We start from the raw sequence: 21,470 nt of genomic DNA on the forward strand, positions 1-21,470 counted from the left end.
ACATGAAGAACCCGTCCGTCGACACGCACCTGCTTCCGGCCGACAGCGGCACGATCGGCACCGAGCCGCTGCTCGCGGTCGACAACCTGCACGTGGAGTTCACCACGCGGCAGGGCGTGGCCCGCGCGGTCAACGGCGTGTCCTACGCGCTCAACGCCGGGGAGACCCTCGCGGTGCTGGGCGAGTCGGGCTCCGGCAAGTCGGTGACGGCCCAGGCCATCATGGGCATCCTCGACATGCCGCCGGCGCGCATCCCCAAGGGGCAGATCCGCTTCCGGGGGACCGACCTCCTCCAGTTGTCGGAGGCCCAGCGCAGCCAGATCCGCGGCCAGCAGATCGCGATGATCTTCCAGGACGCCCTCTCGGCGCTCAACCCCGTCTTCACCGTGGGCTGGCAGATCGCCGAGATGTTCCGCGTCCACAAGGGCATGTCGAAGAAGGCGGCCTACGCCAAGGCCGTCGAGCTGATGGACCGGGTCCGCATCCCGGCCGCCAAGCAGCGCGTCAACGACTACCCGCACCAGTTCTCCGGCGGCATGCGCCAGCGCATCATGATCGCGATGTCGATCGCGCTGGACCCCGAGGTGCTCATCGCCGACGAGCCCACGACCGCTCTGGACGTCACCGTGCAGGCCCAGATCATGGAGCTGCTGGCCGAACTCCAGCGCGAGAGCAACATGGGCCTGATCCTGATCACCCACGACCTCGGCGTGGTCGCCGACGTCGCGGACAAGATCGCGGTCATGTACGGCGGCCGCATCGTCGAGAACGCCCCGGTGCACGACATCTACGGCAACGCCGCGCACCCGTACACGAAGGGCCTGCTCGAGTCGATCCCCCGGGTCGACATGAAGGGCCAGGAGCTGTACGCCATCAAGGGCCTGCCGCCCAACCTGCTCGACATGCCGACGGGTTGTGCCTTCCACCCCCGCTGCCCGTTCCGCCAGGACGACTGTGTGACCGACGTCCCGGCGCTGCACGAGATCAGCGGCACGCGCAGCAGCGCGTGCCACTACTGGAGGGAGGTCCTCGATGGCACCGCAGGGTGACCCCATCCTCGAGGTCCGCGACCTGGTCAAGCACTTCCCGCTGACGCAGGGGATCGTCATGAAGCGCCAGATCGGCGCGATCAAGGCGGTCGACGGCGTGAGCTTCGACCTGCGCCGGGGCGAGACCCTCGGCGTGGTCGGCGAGTCGGGGTGCGGCAAGTCGACGCTGGCCAAGCTGCTGATGGCGCTGGAGAAGCCGACCTCGGGGTCGGTCAAGGTCAACGGCGAGCTCGTCGACGTCCACAAGGGCAGCAACCTGAAGCGGTTCCGGCGCAACATCCAGATGGTGATGCAGGACCCGTACACGTCGCTGAACCCGCGTATGACGGTCGGCGACATCATCGGCGAGCCCTACGAGATCCACACCGAGGTGGCGCCGAAGGGCGACCGCCGCAAGAAGGTGCAGGACCTGCTGGAGGTGGTCGGCCTCAACCCCGACCACATCAACCGCTACCCCCACCAGTTCTCCGGTGGTCAGCGGCAGCGCATCGGCATCGCCCGGGGGCTGGCGCTGCAGCCCGAGATCATCATCTGCGACGAGCCGGTCTCCGCGCTCGACGTGTCGATCCAGGCGCAGGTCATCAACCTGCTGGAGCGGCTGCAGACGGAGTTCGGGCTGGCGTACATCTTCATCGCGCACGACCTGTCGGTGGTGCGGCACATCTCCGACCGCGTGGCGGTGATGTACCTCGGGAAGATCGTCGAGATCGGCAAGGACACCCAGATCTACGACAAGCCGAGCCACCCCTACACGCAGGCGCTGCTGTCGGCGGTGCCGGTGCCCAACCCGGAGGGCCGGGAGTCGCGGGAGCGCATCATCCTGCAGGGTGACCCGCCGTCGCCGGCCAACCCGCCGTCGGGCTGCCGGTTCCGGACCCGGTGCTGGAAGGCGCAGGAGATCTGCGCCGTCGAGGAGCCGCTGCTCCAGATCCGTCCCGGTACGGACCACGAGAGCGCCTGCCACTTCGCCGAGGCCCACGACGTGGTGCACGCCTCGTAGCTATCGCTCTGAGTAACGGGAAAGGCCCCCGCTGGATCCAGGCGGGGGCCTTTTCGCAAGTGGTGCGCGAGAACTAGCGGACCGACACGGCGCTGACGGGCAGCAGGCCGGTGACGGTGCCGACGCCCGGGACGCCCGGGACCGAGGGCAGCTGCGGCAGCGGGAGGCCGGCGGTGGCGCCGCCGACGACCTGGCCGACGAGGCCGGGCAGGCTCTTGACCAGGCCACAGACCGGCGAGAGCAGGGTGGCCAGCACGGGGAGGCCGGTGAGGTGCTCGGGCGACGACACGCACTGCGTGTTCAGCAGGTTGGTGACGGGCGTGTCGGCGTGCGCCATGCTGGCGGGGGCGACGACGACGAGACCAGCGGCGGCCGAGGTGACGACGATGCGGCGGATCATATGTGTTTCTCCCTGAGGTATGTCCGGGCGGCTGAGCACGCGGATGACTACTCTGTGTAGTCGTAGACATGTCTACCCGGTCTTTCGTAAGGGGAGGACCCCCCATCCGGTCAGGGAGCGGCAAGGAAGCCGCAATGGTCAGGCGCGAAGCGCCAGCCTCGCCACCAACGCGGCGACAAGGAGCAACAGGGCAGACCAGATCAACGGCCCTGAACCGGTAGATTCCGACGGCCCCGCGACGTTCGCCTGCCGGGCGCGTGCCGCCATCGCCGCCCGCCGGGGCGCGCCGGCCACCAGCAGCGCCCGCCGCGCGTTGGCCACCCGGTGCCCGAAGGCGTCGTCGCGCCGCCCCGCGTTGTGCCAGACCGCGCCCTGCAGGATCGCCCGGCGGACGTCGGTCACGCCCAGCCCGGGATGCCGGGCCTTCACCAGGGCGGCGATGCCCGCCACGAACGCGGCGGCCGAACTGGTGCCGTCGCCCACCACGTAGGAGCCGCGCGCGTCGGCGCTGACGATGCCGGTGCCGGGGGCGGTCACCGAGACGTAGGTGCGCCGGTTGGAGAACGGCGCCGGGGCGAGCCGCTGGTCGACCGCGCCGACCGCGATCACCCCCGGATAGGCGGCCGGATAGGTGGGCCGGTTGGCGCCCGCGCCGTCGTTGCCGGCCGCCGCCACCAGGACCACGCCCTTCGACAGGGCGTAGCGGACCGCCGCCGCCTCGTCGGGGCTGCCCTCGTAGCTGCCGCCGGCGCCGCCGAGCGACATGCTGACGACGTCGGCCCCGTGGTCGACGGCCCACCGGATGCCCCGGGCGACCGCGCCGCGCACCCGCTGCGCCACGTGGGGATCGGTGCGGGCCGGGTCGTGGGTCTCCAGGGTCACCCGGATCGAGAGCACCGTCGCGCGGGGGGCCACCCCCACCACCCCGAGGTCGCGGCCGGGGCCGTGGCCGCGCCCGGCGATCAGGCTCGCCATCGACGTGCCGTGGTGGCCGACGTGGGTGGTCCCGGCCCCCGTCAGGTCGGGACCCTCGACGACCGCGCCGGCCAGATCGGGGTGGCGGGCGTCGACGCCGGTGTCGAGGACGGCCACCGTGACGCCCTCGCCCCGGCTCAGCTCCCATGCGGCCGGTACGCCCATGACCTCCAACGGCCACTGCCGCTCCCGGGCCGCCGCCCCCGGATCGTCGGCCACCGCGGGCGGCGCGACGACGAGTCCGGAGAGCAGGCAGACCACGGCAAGCAGCGGGAACGGCTTGGCCAGGAAGGTCACGGCGGCCTATTCTGGCACGCTCACGCCGCCGAATCTGACCTTTCCGTGAACATTCAAATACAGTGCGTTATGTCCGGGCGGGCGAGAGACGTACATGGGCGCCCGGCGGCAAGCCCAGCCGCTGGGCGGCGTCACCGGCGTTGACGGCCACGGCCACCAGGCCGGCCGAGTCGGTGAAGGCCACCAGGTCGCCGGGCGGGACCGCGGCGAACGTGTCGCGGTAGGGCACGGCCAGCTGCCGGCGGCCGAGCCAGACGGCCAGGGTGTCGCCGTCGCGCACACCGAGGAAACCCAGGTCGGCGGCGGTGATGGAGAGCTGGACGTTGCCGTGGCGGTCGACCGAGAGCACCTCGCCCTCGCACGCGCCGTCGCGCAGCCGGGAGGTCGGCTCGGGCAGCGTCACCAGCTCGCGCGGCGGGATCGGGGTGCCGAGCCCGGCCACCTCGCGGCCCGCCACCACGTGGGCGGCCACCGGGCAGAAGATGTCACGCCCGTGGAAGGTCCGGGACACCGGCTTGAGCCAGACGTCCTCGTTGGTCAGCTCGTAGGCCCCGGTCGCGCCGCCGACGGCGTGCACCGCCCACGAGAGCACCCCGTTGTCGGGCCCCACGAACACCCGCCCGCCCGCCTCGATCGCGACCGCCCGGCGGGTGCTCGACCCCACCGACGGGTCGACCACCGCGATGTGCACTCCACGGGGCAGGTAGGGGATCGTCTGGGCGAGGATCGCGGCCCCGCGCCGGACGTCGCCCGCAGGGACGAGATGGCCGACGTCGATGATCCGGGCCTCGGGGGCGATGCCGGCGATAACGCCGTGACACGCGGCCACGAACCCGTCTTCGAGACCGTAGTCGGTCAGGAGAGTGATAACAGGCGTCACACCTGGTGACATTACGTCGCCTCCCCGGAAAATGGCGACAGTTAGCATGGCCCGTGTGGACGGTCTCTCCCCTCAAGACAGGGACATCCTCGCGTTCGAGGCCGGCTGGTGGCGGCACCCGGGTGCGAAGGAACAGGCGATCAAGGACACCTTCGGCATGTCCACCACCCGCTACTACCAGGTGCTCGCCGCATTGATCGACCGCCCCGAGGCGCTCGCCGCCGACCCCGCGCTCGTCAACCGGCTGCGCGAGCGCCGCGACGCCCGCCGCCGGGGACGCGGCCGGTCAGGTTGAGTTCAGATCGCGTTAACCTGCGATTGACAGAGTGACCGTCGCACGACGAAAGGGGCGAAACGTGGGGGACATGCCGGACGTCCGGACCGAAAGCGGCCGGGCCGGTCTTGAGGCGATGGTGAACGATCCGGGCGGCGCCGTCATCGGCCTCGACTTCGACGGCACCCTGTCCCCGATCGTCACCGACCCCGCCGCCGCCTGGATCCACCCCGCCGCGCCCGCGGCGCTGATCCGGCTGGCCGAGGTGGTGCGCCGCATCGCGGTCGTCACCGGCCGCCCGCCCGGCACCGCCCTCGCCCTCGGCGACACCCCCGACGGCCCCGACCTCGTCGAGGTCCCGGGCCTGGTCATCCTGGGGCAGTACGGCATCGAGCGCTGGGAGGGCGGGGAGATCACCTCGCCGCCCCCGCCCGCCGGGCTGACGAAGATCCGCGCGGCGCTGCCCGGCCTGCTGGCGGGCCAGGAGGGCGTGACCATCGAGGACAAGGGGCGGGCGCTGGCCGTCCACACCCGTAGTTGTCCCGACCCCGACGCGGCGCTGGAGGCGCTGCGGCTGCCGCTCGTCGAGCTGGCCGCCGCCAACGGGCTGGTCGTCGAGCCCGGCCGCAAGGTGCTGGAGCTGCGCGGGCCCGGCGTCGACAAGGGCAAGGCGCTCAAGGAGCTCCTGATCGCCGAGCGGGCCCGCTCGGTCATGTTCGTCGGCGACGACCTGGGCGACCTGGCCGCCTTCGAGGCGGTCGCCTCGGTGAACATCCCCGGCGTGCGGGTCTGCTCCGGCTCGGCCGAGGTCACCGCGCTGGCCGAGCAGGCCGACGTCGTGGTCGACGGCCCCGACGGCGTCGTCGCGTTCCTCGAACAGCTCCTCAAGTCGATTGCAAGCCGCGAGCAGTAGCGTCGGCGCCATGATCTCCAGAACACTGGCGGCGGCCGCCGCCGGCCTGGCCCTGGCTGCGCTCGTCTCCTCCCCGGCCGCCGCCGCTCCCGGCGTCAAGCAGGTCCACCTGCGCAACGGCCTGACCATCAAGATCCCGTCGACCTGGAAGGTCTACAAGGTCGCCAAGGACTACACGCGCGTGGTCACCGGCGCGTGCGCCACCGCCGGGACCCGCAACTTCGGCTACCGCGACTCCGGCTGCCGCAGCTTCTGGGTGTTCGGCCCGGCCGCGATCAGGGTCGGGCACGAGACCTTCAACCCCTACGACCCGAGCCGCCCCTACAGCCCCGCGACCGACGTCGGCCCCTGCGTCTACGACAAGAAGTTGTGGATGAGCTCGTTCCGCACCAAGCCCGTGGTCAAGGGCTACAAGCTCGTCGGCGCCGGCCACAACGCCCACTACCGCGAGTGGAAGGGCAACTGCGTCTACGGCCCGCCCAACTACGACTACGCGGGCAGCTTCACCCAGCGCGAGTGGTACCTGCCGAAGTCGAAGATCCTGGTCGTCGACCAGTGGAAGACCCCCGGCCTGGCGACCATCCTCAGAACTGCGACCTGGAACTGAGCAGGCCGCCGGCCGCGAGGCCGAGCAGCGCGGGGGCCAGCAGGAACGCCGCGTGGGTGCCGAAGGCGTCGCCGAGCGCGCCGAGCACGAACGGCCCGGTGCCCGAGCCGACCCCCGCCCACACCGACGCGATCCCGCTGGCCTGGTCGGGCCGCCCGCCCGAGGTCTCGATCATCCGGGCCAGGCCCAGCGGGAACAGCATGCCGATCCCGGCCCCGCTGATCGCCAGGCCCGCGTAGCCGACCGCCACGGAGGTGGTCGACCAGAAGACCGCCCAGCCGGCCACCGTGACGGCCATGGTGCCGAGGAACACCTGCCAGACCGGGTAGCGCAGGGTGAGCGCGGCGCCGGCGAAGCGTCCGGCGGCGATGCCGCAGAGCATGGCGGTCAGGCCGGTGGCCGCCTCGGCCAGGGTCAGGCCGGTGCGCTGGGAGAACAACTCGGCGGCGAACAGGTTGAAGGTGAACTCGGTGGCCACGCAGCACAGCAGCACCGCGCCGGCGAAGTGGAACCGCCAGCTGAACGGCTGCTTCGTCCGCTGGGCCGCGTGCTCGGCCGGGACCTCGGGGAACCAGACCCGGCCCATCGCGAACGCGAGCACGGCGGTGAGCGCGACCGGGATGAACATGGCCGCCCGCCAGCCCAGCACCGACTCGGCCAGCAGGCTGAACGCGTAGGTGGCCGGGATGCCGGCGAGCACGCCGACCGCGTTGGCCTCGCTGATCGACGCCGGTCCGGCCGGGCCGTGGTGGTCGCTGAGGGCGGCCATGGAGACGTACAGGGCGATGGCGGCGAAGCCGCCCGCGATCGTGTAGCCGGCCAGCGTGAACGGGAGCGTCGGGCCGAGACCCACCAGCAGCATGCCCGCGTTCATGCCGCCGATGCCGATCCAGACGGCGACGCGGCGGCCGTGGCGGCGGGTCAGCCAGGGGAGCGACAGGCCGGTCAGGATGCTGCCGACGGCCATGCCGGTGCCGTGGAGCCCGGCGACCGCCTGGGTCACTTCAAGCTCGGCGCGCAGCGTGGGGAGCGCCGACGACAGGCCGTAGAGGTAGGTGGCGAAGGTCGCCAGCATCAGGTAGACGAACCAGGTGGGCCGGTCCCTCGTGAACGTGATCGCAGGCGTGGACACCGGCATTTCCCCCGATATAGATCTTTATATGGGGAAACCGTACAACGTCACGTCAGGGCGGCCAACTGGTCGGCGAACCACCTCTCGGGGGGCATCGCGGTGGCCGCCCGGCGCAGCCGCGTGCAGCGTTCGGCCCGCTCCTTGTCGGGCATCACCAGGCCCTCGTGCAGGGCGGCGGCGGTGCCCGAGACGTCGTAGGGGTTGACCAGAAGCGAGTCGGCGCCGAGTTCGGCCGCCGCGCCCGCCTCGCGCGAGAGCACCAGCACGCAGCGCGGCGACAGGATCGGCCCCTCTTTGGCGACCAGGTTCATGCCGTCGCGGATCGGGTTCACCAGCAGCACGTCGGCCATGCGGTAGGCGGCCAGCGAGCGCGGATAGTCGTCCTGCATGTTGAGGATCAGCGGGTCCCAGTCGTCGGTGGCGTACTCGTCCTCGATCTCCTTGGCGCAGCGCTGCACGGCCGCGGTGTACTCGCGGTATTCGGGCAGGTCGTGGCGGGAGGGATAGGCGAAGGCGAGGTGCACGACCTTGCCGTGCCACTCGGGATGCTCGGCCAGGAACTCGCGGTAGGCGAGCATGCCGCGGACGATGTTCTTGGACAACTCGGTGCGGTCGATGCGCACGATCAGCCGCCGGTCGCCCACCTGCTCCTTTATGGCCAGCATGTGCGACTCGACGTCGGGCTCGAAGGCGCGGGCCACCAGCGCGTCGCCGTCGACGCCCAGGGCGTGCACGCCGATGCGGGTGAGGCGGCCGTCGAACTCCACCGTCTTGGCCGCGCGGTCGACCCGGGCGTCGAGCACCGCCTCGCAGCAGTCCATGAACGCCGCCGCCCACCGGTCGGTCAGGAACCCGGCGTGGTCGGCCCCGAGCACGCCCTGGAGGATCTCGGCCGCGATGCCGTCGGGCAGCAGCGAGAAGTACTCGGGCGGCGCCCACGGTGTGTGGGAGAAGTGGGCCACCCGCAGGTCGGGCCGGTCGACCCGGAGCATCGCCGGGGCCAGCGTCAGGTGGTAGTCCTGGATCATCACCTTCGCGCCGTGGGCCGCCTCTTCTGCCAGGGCCAGCGCGAACGCGCCGTTGTACTCGCGGTAGGACTCCCACTCGCGGTGGAACCGGGTGTCGAAGGTGGGCGCGAACGGGGTGTTGTAGAGCAGGTGGCTGACGAACCACAGGGTGGAGTTGGCGACCGCGTTGTAGGCCCGGTGGAAGACGGCCGGGGGGATGTCGAGCATGCGTACCGGGCCGGTGTCGTAGCCCGCGCGGTCGATGCGGCCCTCGGGCGCGAGCCTGACCGCGCTGCGGTCGCCGTCGGAGAGCGCGGCGCAGATCCACAGGTGGTCGTCGCCCCGGGCGACCTCTGACAATCCGGACACCAGCCCGCCGCCGCCTCTCCGCATCGTCAGCGCGCCGTCATCCGAGAGGATGAACGAGACGGGCCCGCGGTTGGAGGCGATCAGCGTTGAACTCACGGTGGGCACACCCCAGATGGCCGGAGGACTAAGAAAAGATGTCGTCGGCAATAGGATGTCAGGAAACCCCCGGCCGCCGAAGAATCGGGGCAGTCAATGCCGCTTGACGAGACCACCGAGGAACTGGCCCGCACCGCCGCCACCGGCGACCACGTCGCCCTCGGCGAACTGCTGCGCCGCGTCGAACCCGACGTGCTGCGTCACTGCGAACGCCTGCTTCCCTACCGCCAGGACGCCGAAGAGGCCTGTCAGGACACGCTGCTCGCGGTGGCCCGCAACATCGGCCGCTTCGAGGGGCGCTCCCGGTTCTCCACCTGGCTGCACATCGTGACCGCCAACTGCGCCCGCACCACCTACCGCACGCTCAAGCGGCGCTCGGCCGAGCAGTCGAGCGACGAGCTGGCCGAGCAGCGGCCCGACCCCCACCGGGTCAGCGTGATCGCCGGCGCCCGCCTCGACCTGCTCGACGCGATCGAGGCGCTGGAGGCCGAGAAGCCCGACCTGGCCCGCGCGCTGGTGTTGTGCGACATCGTCCAGCTCGACTACTCCGACATCGCCGCGCAGCTCGGCATCCCGCTCGGCACCGCCAAGAGCCGCATCCACCAGGCCAGGAAGCACATCCAGGCCTCGCTCGGCGACGGCTATCTCGGCAGATGAGATGCCGATTCGGACTCTGAGGAGCCCGAGGTACAGTTTTCACGACAACTGAATATTTGCTCATCCAGAGGGGTGGAGGGACCGGCCCTGCGAAGCCCCGGCAACCATTCCGATTCAACTCGCCACGGGGCGAGGCCGGTCGGAACAGGTGCCAATTCCGGTCTGTGATCAAGGCGGTCGCAGGCGAAGATGAGGGAAAGGCCTCGCTTCATGGCGCTTCAGCACGACTTCGGACCCGCCGTCGCCCTCTCCTGCCGCGAGTGTGGCGCCCGTTACGACCTCGGTCCGATCTTCGCCTGTCAGGACTGTTTCGGGCCACTTGAGGTGGCGTACGACTTCGGGACCGTCAGCCGCGAGGACATCGCCGCGGGCCCGGCCAACATCTGGCGTTACCGGGCGCTGCTGCCCGTGCCGGCGAACGTCGCCGACAAGCCCAACCTCCAGCCCGGGTGGACCAAGCTCCACCACGCCGGCAACCTCGGCGCCGAACTCGGGCTGCGCGACCTCTACGTGAAGGACGACTCCGGCAACCCGACCCACTCGTTCAAGGACCGCGTGGTGTCGATCGCCGTTGAGGCGGCCCGTAACTTCGGGTTCACGACCCTCTCCTGCTCCTCGACGGGGAACCTGGCCGGCGCCGTCGGCGCCGCCGCCGCCCGCGCCGGGCTCGACTCGTGCGTGTTCATCCCGTCGAACCTCGAAGAGGCCAAGATCGTCGTCGCCTCCGTGTACGGCGGCAAGCTCGTCGGCATCGAGGGCACCTACGACGAGGTCAACCGCTTCTGCTCCGAGCTCATCGGCGACCCGCTGGGCGAGAAGTGGGGCTTCGTCAACGTGAACCTGCGGCCCTACTACGCCGAGGGCTCCAAGACCCTGGCGTACGAGATCGCCGAGCAGCTCGGGTGGCGCCTCCCCGAGCAGATCATCATCCCGATCGCCTCGGGCTCGCAGCTCACCAAGATCGACAAGGGCTTCAAGGAGCTCATCGCGCTCGGCCTGGTCGACGACACCCCCTACAAGATCTTCGGGGCGCAGGCGGCCGGGTGCTCGCCGGTGTCGGCGGCGTACAAGGCCGGGCACGACGTCGTGCGCCCGGTGAAGCCCGACACGATCGCCAAGTCGCTGGCGATCGGCAACCCCGCCGACGGGCCCTACGTGCTCGACATCGCCCGGCGGACCGGCGGGGCCGTCGAGGACGTCACCGACCCCGAGATCGTGGCCGCGATCCGCCTGCTGGCCCGCACCGAGGGCGTGTTCGCCGAGACGGCGGGCGGCGTGACGGTCGGGGTGTTGCGCAAGCTCACGGAGGCCGGGGTGATCGACCCCGACGCCACCACGGTGGTGCTCAACACGGGAGAGGGGCTCAAGACCCTCGACGCCGTCCAGTCGGAGGCCCGCCCGACGGCCGTCATCCGCCCGTCTCTCGACGCCTTCCGCACGGCTTTCGCCAACTAATCTAACTGTTCGTTAAGGAGAGTCAACAATGAGTGTTTCTGTGCGGATTCCGACGATTCTCCGGACGTACACCGGAGGCGCCGCCGAGGTGGCCGGCGAAGGGGCGACGCTGCGCGAGGTGTTCGAGAAACTCGACGCCGACTACCCCGGCATCGGGGCCAGGATCCTCGACGAATCGGGCAAGGTGCGGCGTTTTGTCAACGTCTACGTCGGAGAAGAGGACGTCCGATTCTCCGAAGGTTTGGACACTCCAACCCCTGCGGGCGTACAGATTTCGGTGATCCCCGCCGTAGCCGGAGGGTGACCTTCCGCAGCCTTTCCCACACCCACGTACTCCTACAGTGCGTGGGTGTTTCTATGTTTACCTGCACTTCTATCGTTATCGAAGCTTAATGAGTGCCATGGCATATGGTGCAATTCTCAACCAACCAATCTCTAACCGAAAAAGAAGCCCTCTCGCTTTGGGCGAACGACAACAAGTCAGGGGCCGATTGACTCTGTTGTCCCACGCCTTGGCATGTGTATGGTCGAGAACGATCGACGTAGCCGGAGAACACGGCGCGAAAGGTCACGGACCAGCGGTGGAATGGGCGGGTCCGTTGCCAGGCCCAGCAAGAGGAGTCGGAAAGTGGCGCAGGGCACCGTCAAATGGTTTAACGCGGACAAGGGCTACGGCTTCATCGCGGTAGACGGTGGTAAGGACGTTTTCGTCCATTACTCGGCAATCATGATGGACGGCTACAAGGCCCTCGAGCAGGGCCAGCGTGTGGAGTTCGACATCACGCAGGGACAGAAGGGCCCGCAGGCGGAGGCTGTCCGGACCGTCTGATCCCCTCAGACCGCGAACCTTCCCGGCCCCATCCGCGTGAGCGGTCGAGAAAGGTTCGGCTGTAACCAACCCCACCACCCCAGCGACCTGGAACCCGGCCCGCAGCCTGCGGGCCGGGTTTCTGCTGCCGCCCCGCCTGACCTGCCCCTCCCGCTCTCCGGCTTGCACTCGCGTAGGTAGAGTGCTAAACAGTTGGTTGGCACTCCCCGGCCGGGAGTGCCAACCAATACGGATCGAGGCGATGGGGCCTGCCAAGGGTGTGCGGGCCTTGCCGTCGCGGGCGTCGGCTCGGTCCCTCTTTTTCGAAGCCACCCTCTACTGGGAGGTCCAGCCTTATGGCAGCCAAGATGATCGCGTTTGACGAGGACGCCCGGCGCGGTCTCGAGCGCGGCATGAACCAGCTCGCCGACGCCGTCAAGGTGACCCTCGGCCCCAAGGGCCGAAACGTCGTGCTGGAGAAGAAGTGGGGCGCCCCCACCATCACCAACGACGGTGTCTCGATCGCCAAGGAGATCGAGCTCGAAGACCCGTGGGAGAAGATCGGGGCCGAGCTCGTCAAGGAAGTCGCGAAGAAGACCGACGACGTCGCGGGTGACGGCACCACCACCGCCACCGTGCTCGCCCAGGCGCTGGTGCGCGAGGGCCTGCGCAACGTCGCCGCCGGCGCCAACCCGATGTCCCTGAAGAAGGGCATCGAGGCCGCTGTCGAGCGCGTCAGCGAGGAGCTTTCGAAGCTCGCGAAGGACGTCGAGACCAAGGAGCAGATCGCCTCCACCGCCTCGATCTCCGCCGGTGACGTCGAGATCGGCGAGCTCATCGCCGAGGCGATGGACAAGGTCGGCAAGGAAGGCGTCATCACCGTCGAGGAGAGCAACGCCTTCGGGCTCGAGCTCGAGCTCACCGAGGGTATGCGCTTCGACAAGGGTTACAACTCGGGTTACTTCGTGACCGACCCCGAGCGCATGGAGGCGGTCCTGGAGGACCCCTACATCCTCGTCGTCAACTCGAAGATCTCCGCGAACAAGGACCTGCTGCCGCTGCTCGACAAGGTCGTGCAGGCCGGCAAGCCGCTGCTGATCATCGCCGAGGACGTCGAGGGCGAGGCCCTGGCGACCCTGGTCGTGAACAAGATCCGCGGCCTGTTCCGCTCGGTGGCCGTCAAGGCCCCCGGCTTCGGCGACCGCCGCAAGGCCATGCTGGGCGACATCGCCACGCTGGCCGGCGGCCAGGTCATCTCCGAGGAGATCGGCCTCAAGCTCGAGTCGACCACCCTCGACCAGCTCGGCCGCGCCCGCAAGGTCGTCGTCACCAAGGACGAGACCACCATCGTCGACGGCGCCGGTGACGCCGAGGCGATCGCGGGCCGGGTCAACCAGATCCGCGCCGAGATCGACAACACCGACTCCGACTACGACCGCGAGAAGCTCCAGGAGCGCCTCGCCAAGCTCGCCGGCGGCGTCGCCGTCATCAAGGCGGGCGCGGCCACCGAGGTCGAGCTCAAGGAGCGCAAGCACCGCATCGAAGACGCCGTCCGCAACGCGAAGGCGGCCGTCGAAGAGGGCATCGTCCCCGGCGGTGGCGTGGCCCTGCTGCAGGCTTCGGCCAAGGCGTTCGACAAGCTGGAGCTGTCGGGCGACGAGGCGACCGGCGCCGCGATCGTGAAGAAGGCGCTCGAGGAGCCCCTGAAGCAGATCGCCGTCAACGCCGGCCTCGAGGGCGGCGTCGTGGTGGAGAAGGTCCGCAACCTGACCCCGGGTGAGGGCCTCAACGCCGCGACCGGCGAGTACGTCAACATGTTCGACTCGGGCATCATCGACCCGGCGAAGGTGACGCGCTCCGCGCTGCAGAACGCCGCTTCGATCGCGGCCCTGTTCCTCACCACCGAGGCCGTCATCGCCGAGAAGCCGGAGAAGAACCCGGCTCCCGCGGGCGGCGGCATGCCCGGCGGCGGGGACATGGACTTCTGAGTCCATCCCGCATCACAGATGAGGCGGTCCCTTTCGGGGCCGCCTTCTTCTGTTTCCGGTACGTCAGAAGTGCCGCACCCAGCGGCCCCACTGTTCCTGCATGACGTATCCCGTGGCCGCCCACGCAGGGTGGGCGTCGGTGTTGTCGTGCAGGACCATCGCGTCGACGCGGAACGCGCCGAGCGCTTTGAAGCGCTCCTCGGCGGCGGCGATGAGCTGCCTGGCGAGGCCCCGGCGGCGCGCCTGCGGCGCGACCGCGAGCCGGTAGAGGTGGGCCCGCCAGCCGTCCCAGCCCGCGATGACGGTGCCCACGACGGCGCCGTCGAGTTCGTACACGAGCAGGGCCTCGGGGTCGCGCTCGATCAGGGCGTGCACCTTCGCGGGGTCGTCGCGGCGGTCGGTGCCCTCGGCGGCGGCGACCCAGAACTCCAGGATCGCGTCGACGTCGGCCGGGGTGGCGGGGCGGATCACAGGGCCTCCGGGAGCGGCTTGGCGTGCACCACGGTCAGGGTGGTGACGGCTCGGGTCAGGACGACGTACAGGCGCGCCATGCCTCTCGGTTCGGCGGCGACGATGTCGGCGGGTTCCACCACGACGACGTGGTCGTACTCCAGACCCTTGGCGAGGCCCGCCGGGACGACGAGCACCTTCGAGCCGTCGCCCTCGGGGCCCAGCACGGGAGCGCCGAGCGCGGTCGCGAAGGTCTCCGCGTCGGCGTCGCGGACGATGACGCCCACCGAACCCTCGCCCGCGGCGGTCACGGCGTCTCTCACGCCTCCGAGGACATCGGAGGTCTCCACCAGCCTCAGGGATCCCGCGCCCGGACGCAGCGAGCGCGGCGCGGCCAGTTCGGGGGCGATGCCGGGCAGCAGGCGGGCGGCGTAGTCGAGCACCTCCCGCGGGACGCGGAAGCCAAGGGTCAGTTCCGTCACCAGACCTTCGGCGAAGCCGAGATGCCGCAGCACGGTGTTCCACGAGCGCGCCGACCACGGGGTGGTGCCCTGCGCGAGGTCGCCCAGGATGGTCGCAGAACCGGTCCGGCAGCGGCGGCCGAGCGCGCGCAGCTGCATCTCCGACAGGTCCTGCGCCTCGTCGACCACGAGGTGGCCGTGGGAGGGGGTGCGGTCCATCAGGTCGGCCAGTTCGTCGAGCAGCGCTCCGTCGGCGCCGCTCCACTTCGTGCTCCGGTGGGACTTGGAGGGCTTCGTCCAGACGAGAGCGGCCTGTTCCTCGGCGGTCAGGTCGTCTTTGGCGGCCCTGGCCAGGAAGGCCGCGTCGGAGAGCAGCCGGAAGAGCACCTGCTCGGGCGTCAGCTTCGGCCAGACCTGGTCGACCACGGCCTTGACCGGCTTCGAGCGCGCGACCGCGTCCTGCACCCGGTCGTCGGGGGACTCCCCGCGCCGTTCCATCTGCACCAGGACCTGATGGGCCAGTCGTTGCGCCAGCGTCGCCCGGCCCGGGTTGTAGCGGGTGGTGCCGCGCAGCGAGGCCACGATCTCGCGCACCTCGTGGTCGGCCACGCGGTAGCGGTTGGCCCCCTTGGTGACCAGCACCCCTTCGACCGGCTTCACCACGTGGAGCCACAACGCGCGCGTCAGCACCCGGGCCATGCGCGCGTCGCCCTTGACCGCCGACACGGCCGGTTCCTCGGGATGGGCGTGGTCGCCCAGGATGCCCGCCACGGTCGTCTGGTCGACCTTCACCTCGCCGAGCGCGGGCAGCACCGATGAGATGTACGAAAGGAAGGCGCGGTTAGGGCCCACGATCATCACGCCGGCGCGAGACAATTTCTCGCGATGGGTGAACAGCAGATAAGCCGCGCGGTGCAGGCCCACCGCGGTCTTCCCCGTGCCCGGCGCCCCCTGCACGCACACGGTGACGCCGAGGTCGGCGCGCACGATCTCGTCCTGGTCGGGCTGGATCGTGGCCACGATGTCGCGCATCGGGCCGGTGCGCGGGCGCTCGATCTCGTCGGTCAGGATCCGCGAGGGGCCGAGGTCGCCGCCGTGGGCCAGGTCCTCGTCCTCGAACGCGGTGAGCTCGCCGCCCTGGTAGCCGAACCGGCGGCGCCGGTCGACGCCCATCGGCTCGGCCGGGCTGGCCTGGTAGAACGCCCGCGAGACGGGCGCGCGCCAGTCGATGACCAGCGCCCGGCCGCCGCCGTCGTGGACGTGCCGGCGGCCGACGTACAGGACCGGCGGGAGGTCGTCGGCGCCGTCGCGGTCGAGGCGGCCGAAGAACAGCGGGGTGTCGGGGTGGTCGGCGAGCGCCGCGACACGCTGGTCGAGCAGCCCCTGGAGCACCTGCCGCGAGACCCAGTCGCCGGCCATGTCCGACGACAACGACTGCGCGTGCTCCCGCATGGCGCGCAGGGCCGCCCGCGACTCGTCGAGGTGCCGCCGTTCCTCCGCGAGGCCGTCGGCCGGGGGTATGTCGGGGGCGAGGGTGTGCTGGGGCATGACGGAGTGCCTCCTGCCGGAGTGGTTCGGGTGGGCGAACCGGCCAGCTTAGTCGTCCGGCGAGGCCAGGCCAAAAGGTTTATGGGCCGACTGACTCGCGTCGTGGCTGGGTAGGGCAGCAGAGGTGTTCCGTGGCCCTATCCCGCTCCCGCCCGCGCTGCCCGCCGCCGTCATGGTGCTGCTCGCCGCACTGTGGGGTCTTTCCGTGTACGCGGGCTGGGGTCTGGAGGCGTTCTGCGCCAGCGGTGAGCCGGCCGACGACTGCGGCGGCCGCATGGCCCTCGTGACGGCCGTCTCGTCGCTTTTCGCGGTCGTCGCGACGGCGCTCACGATCGGCGCGTGGCTGACGTGGCGCGCCCGTCTTCTCGTCTACGCAATCGCCGCATGGATGGCGGCGGAAGGCGTACTATTCGTCGGAGGTCTGGTCGCGCAGTAATCTCGCGAATACCCTCCGAAGTCTTAATCAATCGGTATGGGAAAAGCCCTAGAAAAGCGCGGCAAATTAGGTGATTGCCCAGGACAATGGGGGTATGCCCGAACCTGGGCGTTGATGCCATCTTTGGCTGTGGGGGCCAAGGGCACGAGGGGGTGATGAGGTTGTCTCGGGCCTACGGAATTTCGTGGACTTAAGTATGTTTTCTAAGTAGGCCCGGCGGGAGTTGTCCCGCCGGGCCTTTTATTTACGTCAGGACGTCGTCGGCGTCGATGATCTGGTAGGCGTAGCCCTGCTCGGCCAGGAAGCGCTGCCGGTGGGCGGCGAAGTCCTGGTCGACGGTGTCGCGGCTGACGATGGAGTAGAACCGCGCGCCCCCGCCGTCGGCCTTCGGCCGCAGCACCCGGCCGAGACGCTGCGCCTCCTCCTGGCGCGACCCGAACGTGCCCGACACCTGGATGGCGACCGCCGCCTCCGGCAGGTCGATGGAGAAGTTGGCCACCTTCGACACGACGAGGACCTGCAGCTCCTTGTCGCGGAACGCCTGGAACAGCCGCTCGCGCTCCTTCACCTTGGTCTCGCCCTTGATGACCGGCGCGTTCAGGTGCTCGCCGAGTTCGTCGAGCTGGTCGATGTACTGCCCGATGACGAGGACCTGCTCCCCGGCGTGCTTCTGCACCAGCGCCTCGGTGACGCGCAGCTTCGACGGGGTCGTGGCGGCGAAGCGGTAGCGCTCGTCGGTGTCGGCCATCGCGTAGGCGAGCCGTTCGTCGTCGCGCAGCGTCACCCGCACCTCGACGCAGTCGGCCGGGGCGATGTAGCCCTGGTTCTCCATCTCCTTCCAGGGCGCGTCGTAGCGCTTCGGGCCGATGAGGGAGAACACGTCGCCCTCGCGGCCGTCTTCGCGCACCAGCGTGGCCGTCAGGCCCACCCGGCGGCGTGCCTGGAGGTCGGCGGTCATCCGGAAGATGGGGGCGGGCAGGAGGTGCACCTCGTCGTACACGACCAGACCCCAGTCGCGCGCGTCGAACAGCTCCAGATGCCGGTAGACGCCGCCGCGCTTGGACGTCATCACCTGGTAGGTGGCGATGGTGACCGGGCGGATCTCCTTCTTGGTGCCGGTGTACTCGCCGATCTCGTCTTCGGTCAGGCTGGTGCGCTTGATCAGCTCGGTCTTCCACTGGTGCACGCTCACCGTGTTGGTGACCAGGATCAGCGTGGTCGCCTGCGCGTGGGCCATCGCCGCCGCGCCGACGATCGTCTTGCCCGCGCCGCAGGGCAGCACCACCACGCCGGAGCCGCCGTGCCAGAACGCGTCGGCGGCCTCCTTCTGGTAGGGCCGCAGCGTCCAGCCCTCCTCGGTGAGGGCGATCGGGTGGGCCTCGCCGTCGACGTAACCGGCCAGGTCTTCGGCCGGCCAGCCGAGCTTCAGCAGCAGCTGCTTGATGTTGCCGCGCTCGCTCGGGTGGACGGCGACCGCGTCGCCGTCGAGCCGCTCGCCGATCATCGGCTGCACCTTCTTGGCGCGCAGCACCTCTTCGAGCACCGCCCGGTCGGTGCTGGTCAGCACGAGCCCGTGGACGGGATGCTTCTCCAGCCGCAGCCGCCCGTAACGGGCCATCGTCTCGGCGACGTCGACCAGCAGCGCGTGGGGGACGGGGTAGCGGCTGAACCCGATGAGGGCGTCGATCACCTGCTCGGCGTCGTGCCCGGCGGCCCGCGCGTTCCAGAGGGCGAGCGGGGTGACGCGGTAGGTGTGGACGTGCTCGGGCGCACGCTCGAGCTCGGCGAACGGCGCGATGGCCCGTCGGCACTCGTCGGCGCGCTCGTGGTCGACTTCCAGCAGCAGGGTCTTGTCGGACTGGACGATGAGCGGCCCGTCGTTCACGGGTGGAGCCCCCTAATCAGTTGACGTCGGCGACGCCGGTGATCCGGTGGAGTACGAAGCGGTGGATGGCCGCCCTCGTCTCGTCGTACGCCGTCAGGTAGCCACCCTCTATTCTCGCGGGTTCGAGGATCCGGCTCGTGGCCTGACCTTGTGAGTCTAGGTAACCGATCCAAACCCGGGAGCCCTGCTTGATGGCCTCCTGGAGCGCCGAGATCGTCGCCGTCGCCGGAGTGCGGGGCACCGCGCCGCCCGGCTCACCCACCGGGACCGGCCGCGACAACAGCGCGCGGTCGCCGGCCCGCAACGCCCGGATCGCCGCCGTGACCACCTCGGCCTCGGGCGCGAGCAGCCCGTTGACCTGCCTGACCGGCTGCGCCTCGGTCCGCCGGGCGTCGGCCCGGGTGATCAGCACGTCGCCTTCGAGCGACTCGGCCACCGGGGCGTAGCCCATCGCGCGCAGCGAGTCGAGCATGGTCGCCCGCGACGCCTTGGACACCAGCACGGTCGGGGCCAGCCGCCGCATGCGCAGCACCCCGGCCCGCCGGTCGGCCAGCAGTTCGTCGAGCACCGCCGGGTCGTCGCAGCGCAGATAGGACGACGCCGAGCCGACCCGCAGCCGGCCATGGCGCCGGGCGACGTCGGTCACCAGGTAGGACAGCGGCTGGGGCACCGGCGTGGTCGAGTGGCGGGCCAGCGTCGCCAGGATCTCCTCGGCGCTCTGCCCGGCGTCGAGCACCCGCCTGATCGAGCCCTCGGCGAACCGGTAGACGGTCGCGCCGCCCTTCGACTCGACGTCGGCCGCCAGGCCCAGCCACCGGTCGAGCTCCCCGGTCAGCGGCCCCGGGGCGACGGCGGTCAGGTCGGCCTGCAGCACCACGTGGTCGACCGGTTCGGGCAGCAGCGGGGCCAGCAGGTCGGCCGCCTTGACGCCGGTGAGCACCGCCCGGCCGTGGGGCGACATGACCCCGAGCCCGGTCAGGCCCATGACCTCGGCCTCACGCAGCGCGAACTCGGTCAGCCGGGCCAGGTGGTTGCCCCTCCGCCGGGGACGTTCCCAGGTCAGCCGGGCCAGCACCGACTCCTGCGAGGGCGCGAGCTCGGTCGCCGCCACGACCGTCAGGACCCGTCGGCGGATCTCGGCGGCGGCCCCCCGGCGCAGGTCGGGGTGGAGCACGTTGAGCAGCCGGTCGCGGTCGTCGCGGGCCCCCGCCAGGCCCGGCACCCGGTCGAGCGACAACCACGCCCGCGCGACGGCCTCCCAGCGGTCTTCGGTCTGGCGGGCCCGCCACAGGTCGTAGGAGAGGGTCGGCAACCACTCGGCGTCGGCCGGGCCGCCGGTCGCGATCAGCCCGGCGGCGTGGGCGACCTCGATGACCAGGGCGGCCGTCCATTCGGGCACGTCGAGCTGCTGCGCCGCGCGCCGCAGGTCGCGGATCGCCAGGCCGCCCGTGCGCAGCACCCCCGGCGGGTCGACGCTCCAGATCTCGCAGAGCTCCTCGACCGACCGCACGAAGCTGAACGCCTGGCCGGCGGCCGTGCGCGAGGCGAGGTCGGCGCGGCGGGTGGCGCCCTCCAGCGGCGGCGGGACCGGCGACAGGTCGCGGTGCAGCCGGTCGTCGCGGAGCACCAGCCCGACCTCGCGCGGCAGCGTCACGGTCTCGTCGCCGATCGCGGCCAGCAGGCCCCGGGCCAGCAGCTGCTCGATGGGTGACTGGGCGGTCTCGACCGACACCTCGCGCCGGGCGTTGGGCACCCGTCCCGACGGCGGCCCCCAGGCCAGTTCGTCGAGCGCCGCCCGGGCCTGTGGCCCGACCTGCGCGATCAGTTCTTGGACGGCGCGGGGATCGGCCAGCGTGATCGCGCGCTCGTCGTGGCGGAAGACCCGGGCCGCAGGCTGGCCGAGCCCGGCGGGCGGGTCGAGCGCGTCCTGCACGCCCGGGGCGAGCCGGCGCTCGTCGTCGACCAGCGCCATCTCGGTCAGCGTGGCCAGCGCCCGGCCGATCGCCTCGTCGGTGCCGGGGGCGTCGTGGGTGGCCCGGCGGATCGCTGGGGAAAGCTGGTCGGGCGGGAAGACGACGAGGGTCTCGGCCACCGCCAGGGTGAAGCCGTCGAGCCGGTCGAGGGCGCGGCCGATCGCGGACGGGGTGCCCGCTCGGGCCGCCAAACCCGGCACATTCGCCGGAACCGGGGTGATCAGCTCAGGTCGGGACATGGCGAGGACGCGCAGTTGCTCGTCGCTCCGGCTGCGCAGCCACTCGGTGAACCCCTCGCTCATCCTTTCCATCGTAGGAGCATGCATGGACTGCCCCGCTGGGGCACTATGACGGAGTGATCGAGCGAGCCGACCAGCTCGTGCTGGAATTCGTGAGCCGGGTGGCCGACGCCGCCCACGGCCGGATGCGCCCCGAGGAACGCCTCGATTACGTCCGGCGGGTCCGCGAACGGGTCGACCAAGAGCGCAAAGGCGACGAGAACCCCAAATCGGTCGCCCGCCTCCTGGCCCGTTTCGGCACCCCCGAAGACATGGTCGAGCGCGAGGTCCGCCGCTTACGCGGCGACCTCCCCCTGGAGCCCCCGGCCCAGCAGACCCGCCCGATGAGCGCCCTGCGCCGGACCTTCCCCCCGAACCCCGACTCCGGCCGTCGAGGGCGGTTGGGTTCGCGCGGATCGGGCCTGTCGCGTTCGGGTGGTACCGGCGCGGGCTCGTCGCGGCCGGGACAGTCGGGTGGAGGGCAATCGCGATCGGGTTCCCCGGATGCGGGGGCATCGGGTTCAGGCCCACC

At 70.7% G+C, this 21,470-nt stretch carries 21 protein-coding genes and 1 riboswitch; of the genes, 12 read left to right on the forward strand and 9 right to left on the reverse strand.

What is annotated here, in order from left to right:
* Positions 1-2: 2 nt before the first annotated feature.
* Positions 3-1,049, forward strand: coding sequence for an ABC transporter ATP-binding protein (locus AW271_RS18990; RefSeq protein ID WP_062338650.1), 1,047 nt, complete (start codon positions 3-5; stop codon positions 1,047-1,049).
* Positions 1,033-2,049, forward strand: coding sequence for an ABC transporter ATP-binding protein (locus AW271_RS18995; protein WP_062338652.1), 1,017 nt, complete (start codon positions 1,033-1,035; stop codon positions 2,047-2,049). The genes AW271_RS18990 and AW271_RS18995 overlap by 17 nt, the downstream gene beginning before the upstream one ends.
* Positions 2,050-2,122: 73 nt before the next feature.
* Here AW271_RS18995 and AW271_RS19000 read toward each other — a convergent pair whose 3' ends face one another.
* The 3 genes from AW271_RS19000 to AW271_RS19010 all read right to left on the reverse strand — a co-directional run bounded on the left by AW271_RS19000 (position 2,123) and on the right by AW271_RS19010 (position 4,601).
* On the reverse strand, positions 2,123-2,449 hold the full coding sequence (locus AW271_RS19000; RefSeq protein ID WP_062338653.1) for a hypothetical protein: 327 nt from the start codon (positions 2,447-2,449) through the stop codon (positions 2,123-2,125).
* A 138-nt stretch (positions 2,450-2,587) separates the two neighbouring features.
* A complete protein-coding gene (locus AW271_RS19005) occupies positions 2,588-3,721 on the reverse strand; it encodes a S8 family serine peptidase (protein ID WP_062338655.1) in 1,134 nt (377 codons plus the stop codon).
* Positions 3,722-3,788: 67 nt separating this feature from the next.
* Positions 3,789-4,601, reverse strand: coding sequence for an SAM hydrolase/SAM-dependent halogenase family protein (locus AW271_RS19010; RefSeq protein ID WP_245653100.1), 813 nt, complete (start codon positions 4,599-4,601; stop codon positions 3,789-3,791).
* Positions 4,602-4,647: 46 nt separating this feature from the next.
* On the opposite strand from AW271_RS19010, the gene AW271_RS19015 reads away from it, so the two are divergent.
* The 3 genes from AW271_RS19015 to AW271_RS19025 all read left to right on the forward strand — a co-directional run bounded on the left by AW271_RS19015 (position 4,648) and on the right by AW271_RS19025 (position 6,395).
* Positions 4,648-4,896, forward strand: a complete 249-nt coding sequence (locus AW271_RS19015) for a DUF3263 domain-containing protein (protein ID WP_439648992.1) — start codon at positions 4,648-4,650, stop codon at positions 4,894-4,896.
* Between the two features lie 70 nt (positions 4,897-4,966).
* Entirely contained in the window at positions 4,967-5,788 is an 822-nt protein-coding gene (gene otsB / locus AW271_RS19020) for a trehalose-phosphatase (protein WP_062338667.1), read from the forward strand.
* A 10-nt stretch (positions 5,789-5,798) separates the two neighbouring features.
* A complete protein-coding gene (locus tag AW271_RS19025; protein WP_062338669.1) occupies positions 5,799-6,395 on the forward strand; it encodes a hypothetical protein in 597 nt (198 codons plus the stop codon).
* Here the strand turns inward: AW271_RS19025 and AW271_RS19030 are convergent.
* On the reverse strand, positions 6,373-7,527 hold the full coding sequence (locus tag AW271_RS19030) for an MFS transporter (RefSeq protein WP_169806363.1): 1,155 nt from the start codon (positions 7,525-7,527) through the stop codon (positions 6,373-6,375). The two genes, AW271_RS19025 and AW271_RS19030, sit on opposite strands and share 23 nt — an antisense overlap.
* 47 nt (positions 7,528-7,574) lie before the next feature.
* Positions 7,575-8,999 carry an alpha,alpha-trehalose-phosphate synthase (UDP-forming) gene (locus AW271_RS19035; RefSeq protein WP_083976957.1) on the reverse strand — a complete coding sequence of 475 codons (1,425 nt, stop codon included), beginning with the start codon at positions 8,997-8,999 and terminating at the stop codon, positions 7,575-7,577.
* 96 nt (positions 9,000-9,095) lie between these two features.
* Between AW271_RS19035 and AW271_RS19040 the strand changes: the two genes are divergently transcribed.
* From AW271_RS19040 to groL, 5 genes are all read left to right on the forward strand, one after another.
* Positions 9,096-9,656 carry an RNA polymerase sigma factor gene (locus AW271_RS19040; RefSeq protein ID WP_062338676.1) on the forward strand — a complete coding sequence of 187 codons (561 nt, stop codon included), beginning with the start codon at positions 9,096-9,098 and terminating at the stop codon, positions 9,654-9,656.
* 57 nt (positions 9,657-9,713) lie between these two features.
* Positions 9,714-9,852: riboswitch (SAM riboswitch) on the forward strand.
* A gap of 14 nt (positions 9,853-9,866) precedes the next feature.
* Entirely contained in the window at positions 9,867-11,111 is a 1,245-nt protein-coding gene (gene thrC, locus AW271_RS19045) for a threonine synthase (protein WP_245653101.1), read from the forward strand.
* A gap of 28 nt (positions 11,112-11,139) precedes the next feature.
* Positions 11,140-11,415 carry a MoaD/ThiS family protein gene (locus tag AW271_RS19050; protein WP_062338680.1) on the forward strand — a complete coding sequence of 92 codons (276 nt, stop codon included), beginning with the start codon at positions 11,140-11,142 and terminating at the stop codon, positions 11,413-11,415.
* Positions 11,416-11,739: 324 nt separating this feature from the next.
* Entirely contained in the window at positions 11,740-11,940 is a 201-nt protein-coding gene (locus AW271_RS19055) for a cold-shock protein (RefSeq protein WP_030452168.1), read from the forward strand.
* A 335-nt stretch (positions 11,941-12,275) separates the two neighbouring features.
* Positions 12,276-13,907: a chaperonin GroEL gene (groL, locus tag AW271_RS19060; RefSeq protein ID WP_030452167.1), complete on the forward strand. Its 1,632-nt coding sequence runs from the start codon at positions 12,276-12,278 to the stop codon at positions 13,905-13,907.
* A 63-nt stretch (positions 13,908-13,970) separates the two neighbouring features.
* Here the strand turns inward: groL and AW271_RS19065 are convergent, their stop codons facing one another.
* Positions 13,971-14,378 (reverse strand): GNAT family N-acetyltransferase, encoded by a 408-nt coding sequence (locus AW271_RS19065; RefSeq protein WP_062338682.1) that lies wholly within the window; start codon positions 14,376-14,378, stop codon positions 13,971-13,973.
* Complete coding sequence (locus AW271_RS19070) at positions 14,375-16,366, reverse strand: HelD family protein (RefSeq protein WP_062338684.1); 1,992 nt, start codon at positions 16,364-16,366, stop codon at positions 14,375-14,377. The genes AW271_RS19065 and AW271_RS19070 overlap by 4 nt, the downstream gene beginning before the upstream one ends.
* Before the next feature lie 172 nt (positions 16,367-16,538).
* Between AW271_RS19070 and AW271_RS19075 the strand changes: the two genes are divergently transcribed.
* A complete protein-coding gene (locus tag AW271_RS19075; RefSeq protein ID WP_157554375.1) occupies positions 16,539-16,802 on the forward strand; it encodes a hypothetical protein in 264 nt (87 codons plus the stop codon).
* Positions 16,803-17,046: 244 nt separating this feature from the next.
* On the opposite strand, the gene AW271_RS19080 is transcribed toward AW271_RS19075, so the two are convergent.
* On the reverse strand, positions 17,047-18,687 hold the full coding sequence (locus tag AW271_RS19080) for a DNA repair helicase XPB (RefSeq protein WP_062338689.1): 1,641 nt from the start codon (positions 18,685-18,687) through the stop codon (positions 17,047-17,049).
* Positions 18,688-18,703: 16 nt separating this feature from the next.
* Positions 18,704-20,962, reverse strand: coding sequence for a helicase-associated domain-containing protein (locus tag AW271_RS19085; protein ID WP_062338691.1), 2,259 nt, complete (start codon positions 20,960-20,962; stop codon positions 18,704-18,706).
* 53 nt (positions 20,963-21,015) lie between these two features.
* Here AW271_RS19085 and AW271_RS40765 point away from each other — a divergent pair.
* The coding region (locus AW271_RS40765; protein WP_439648993.1) for a hypothetical protein at positions 21,016-21,470 on the forward strand (455 nt) is incomplete at its 3' end.

Source organism: Herbidospora sakaeratensis (assembly GCF_001570525.1).
Taxonomy (GTDB): Bacteria; Actinomycetota; Actinomycetes; order Streptosporangiales; family Streptosporangiaceae; genus Herbidospora; species Herbidospora sakaeratensis.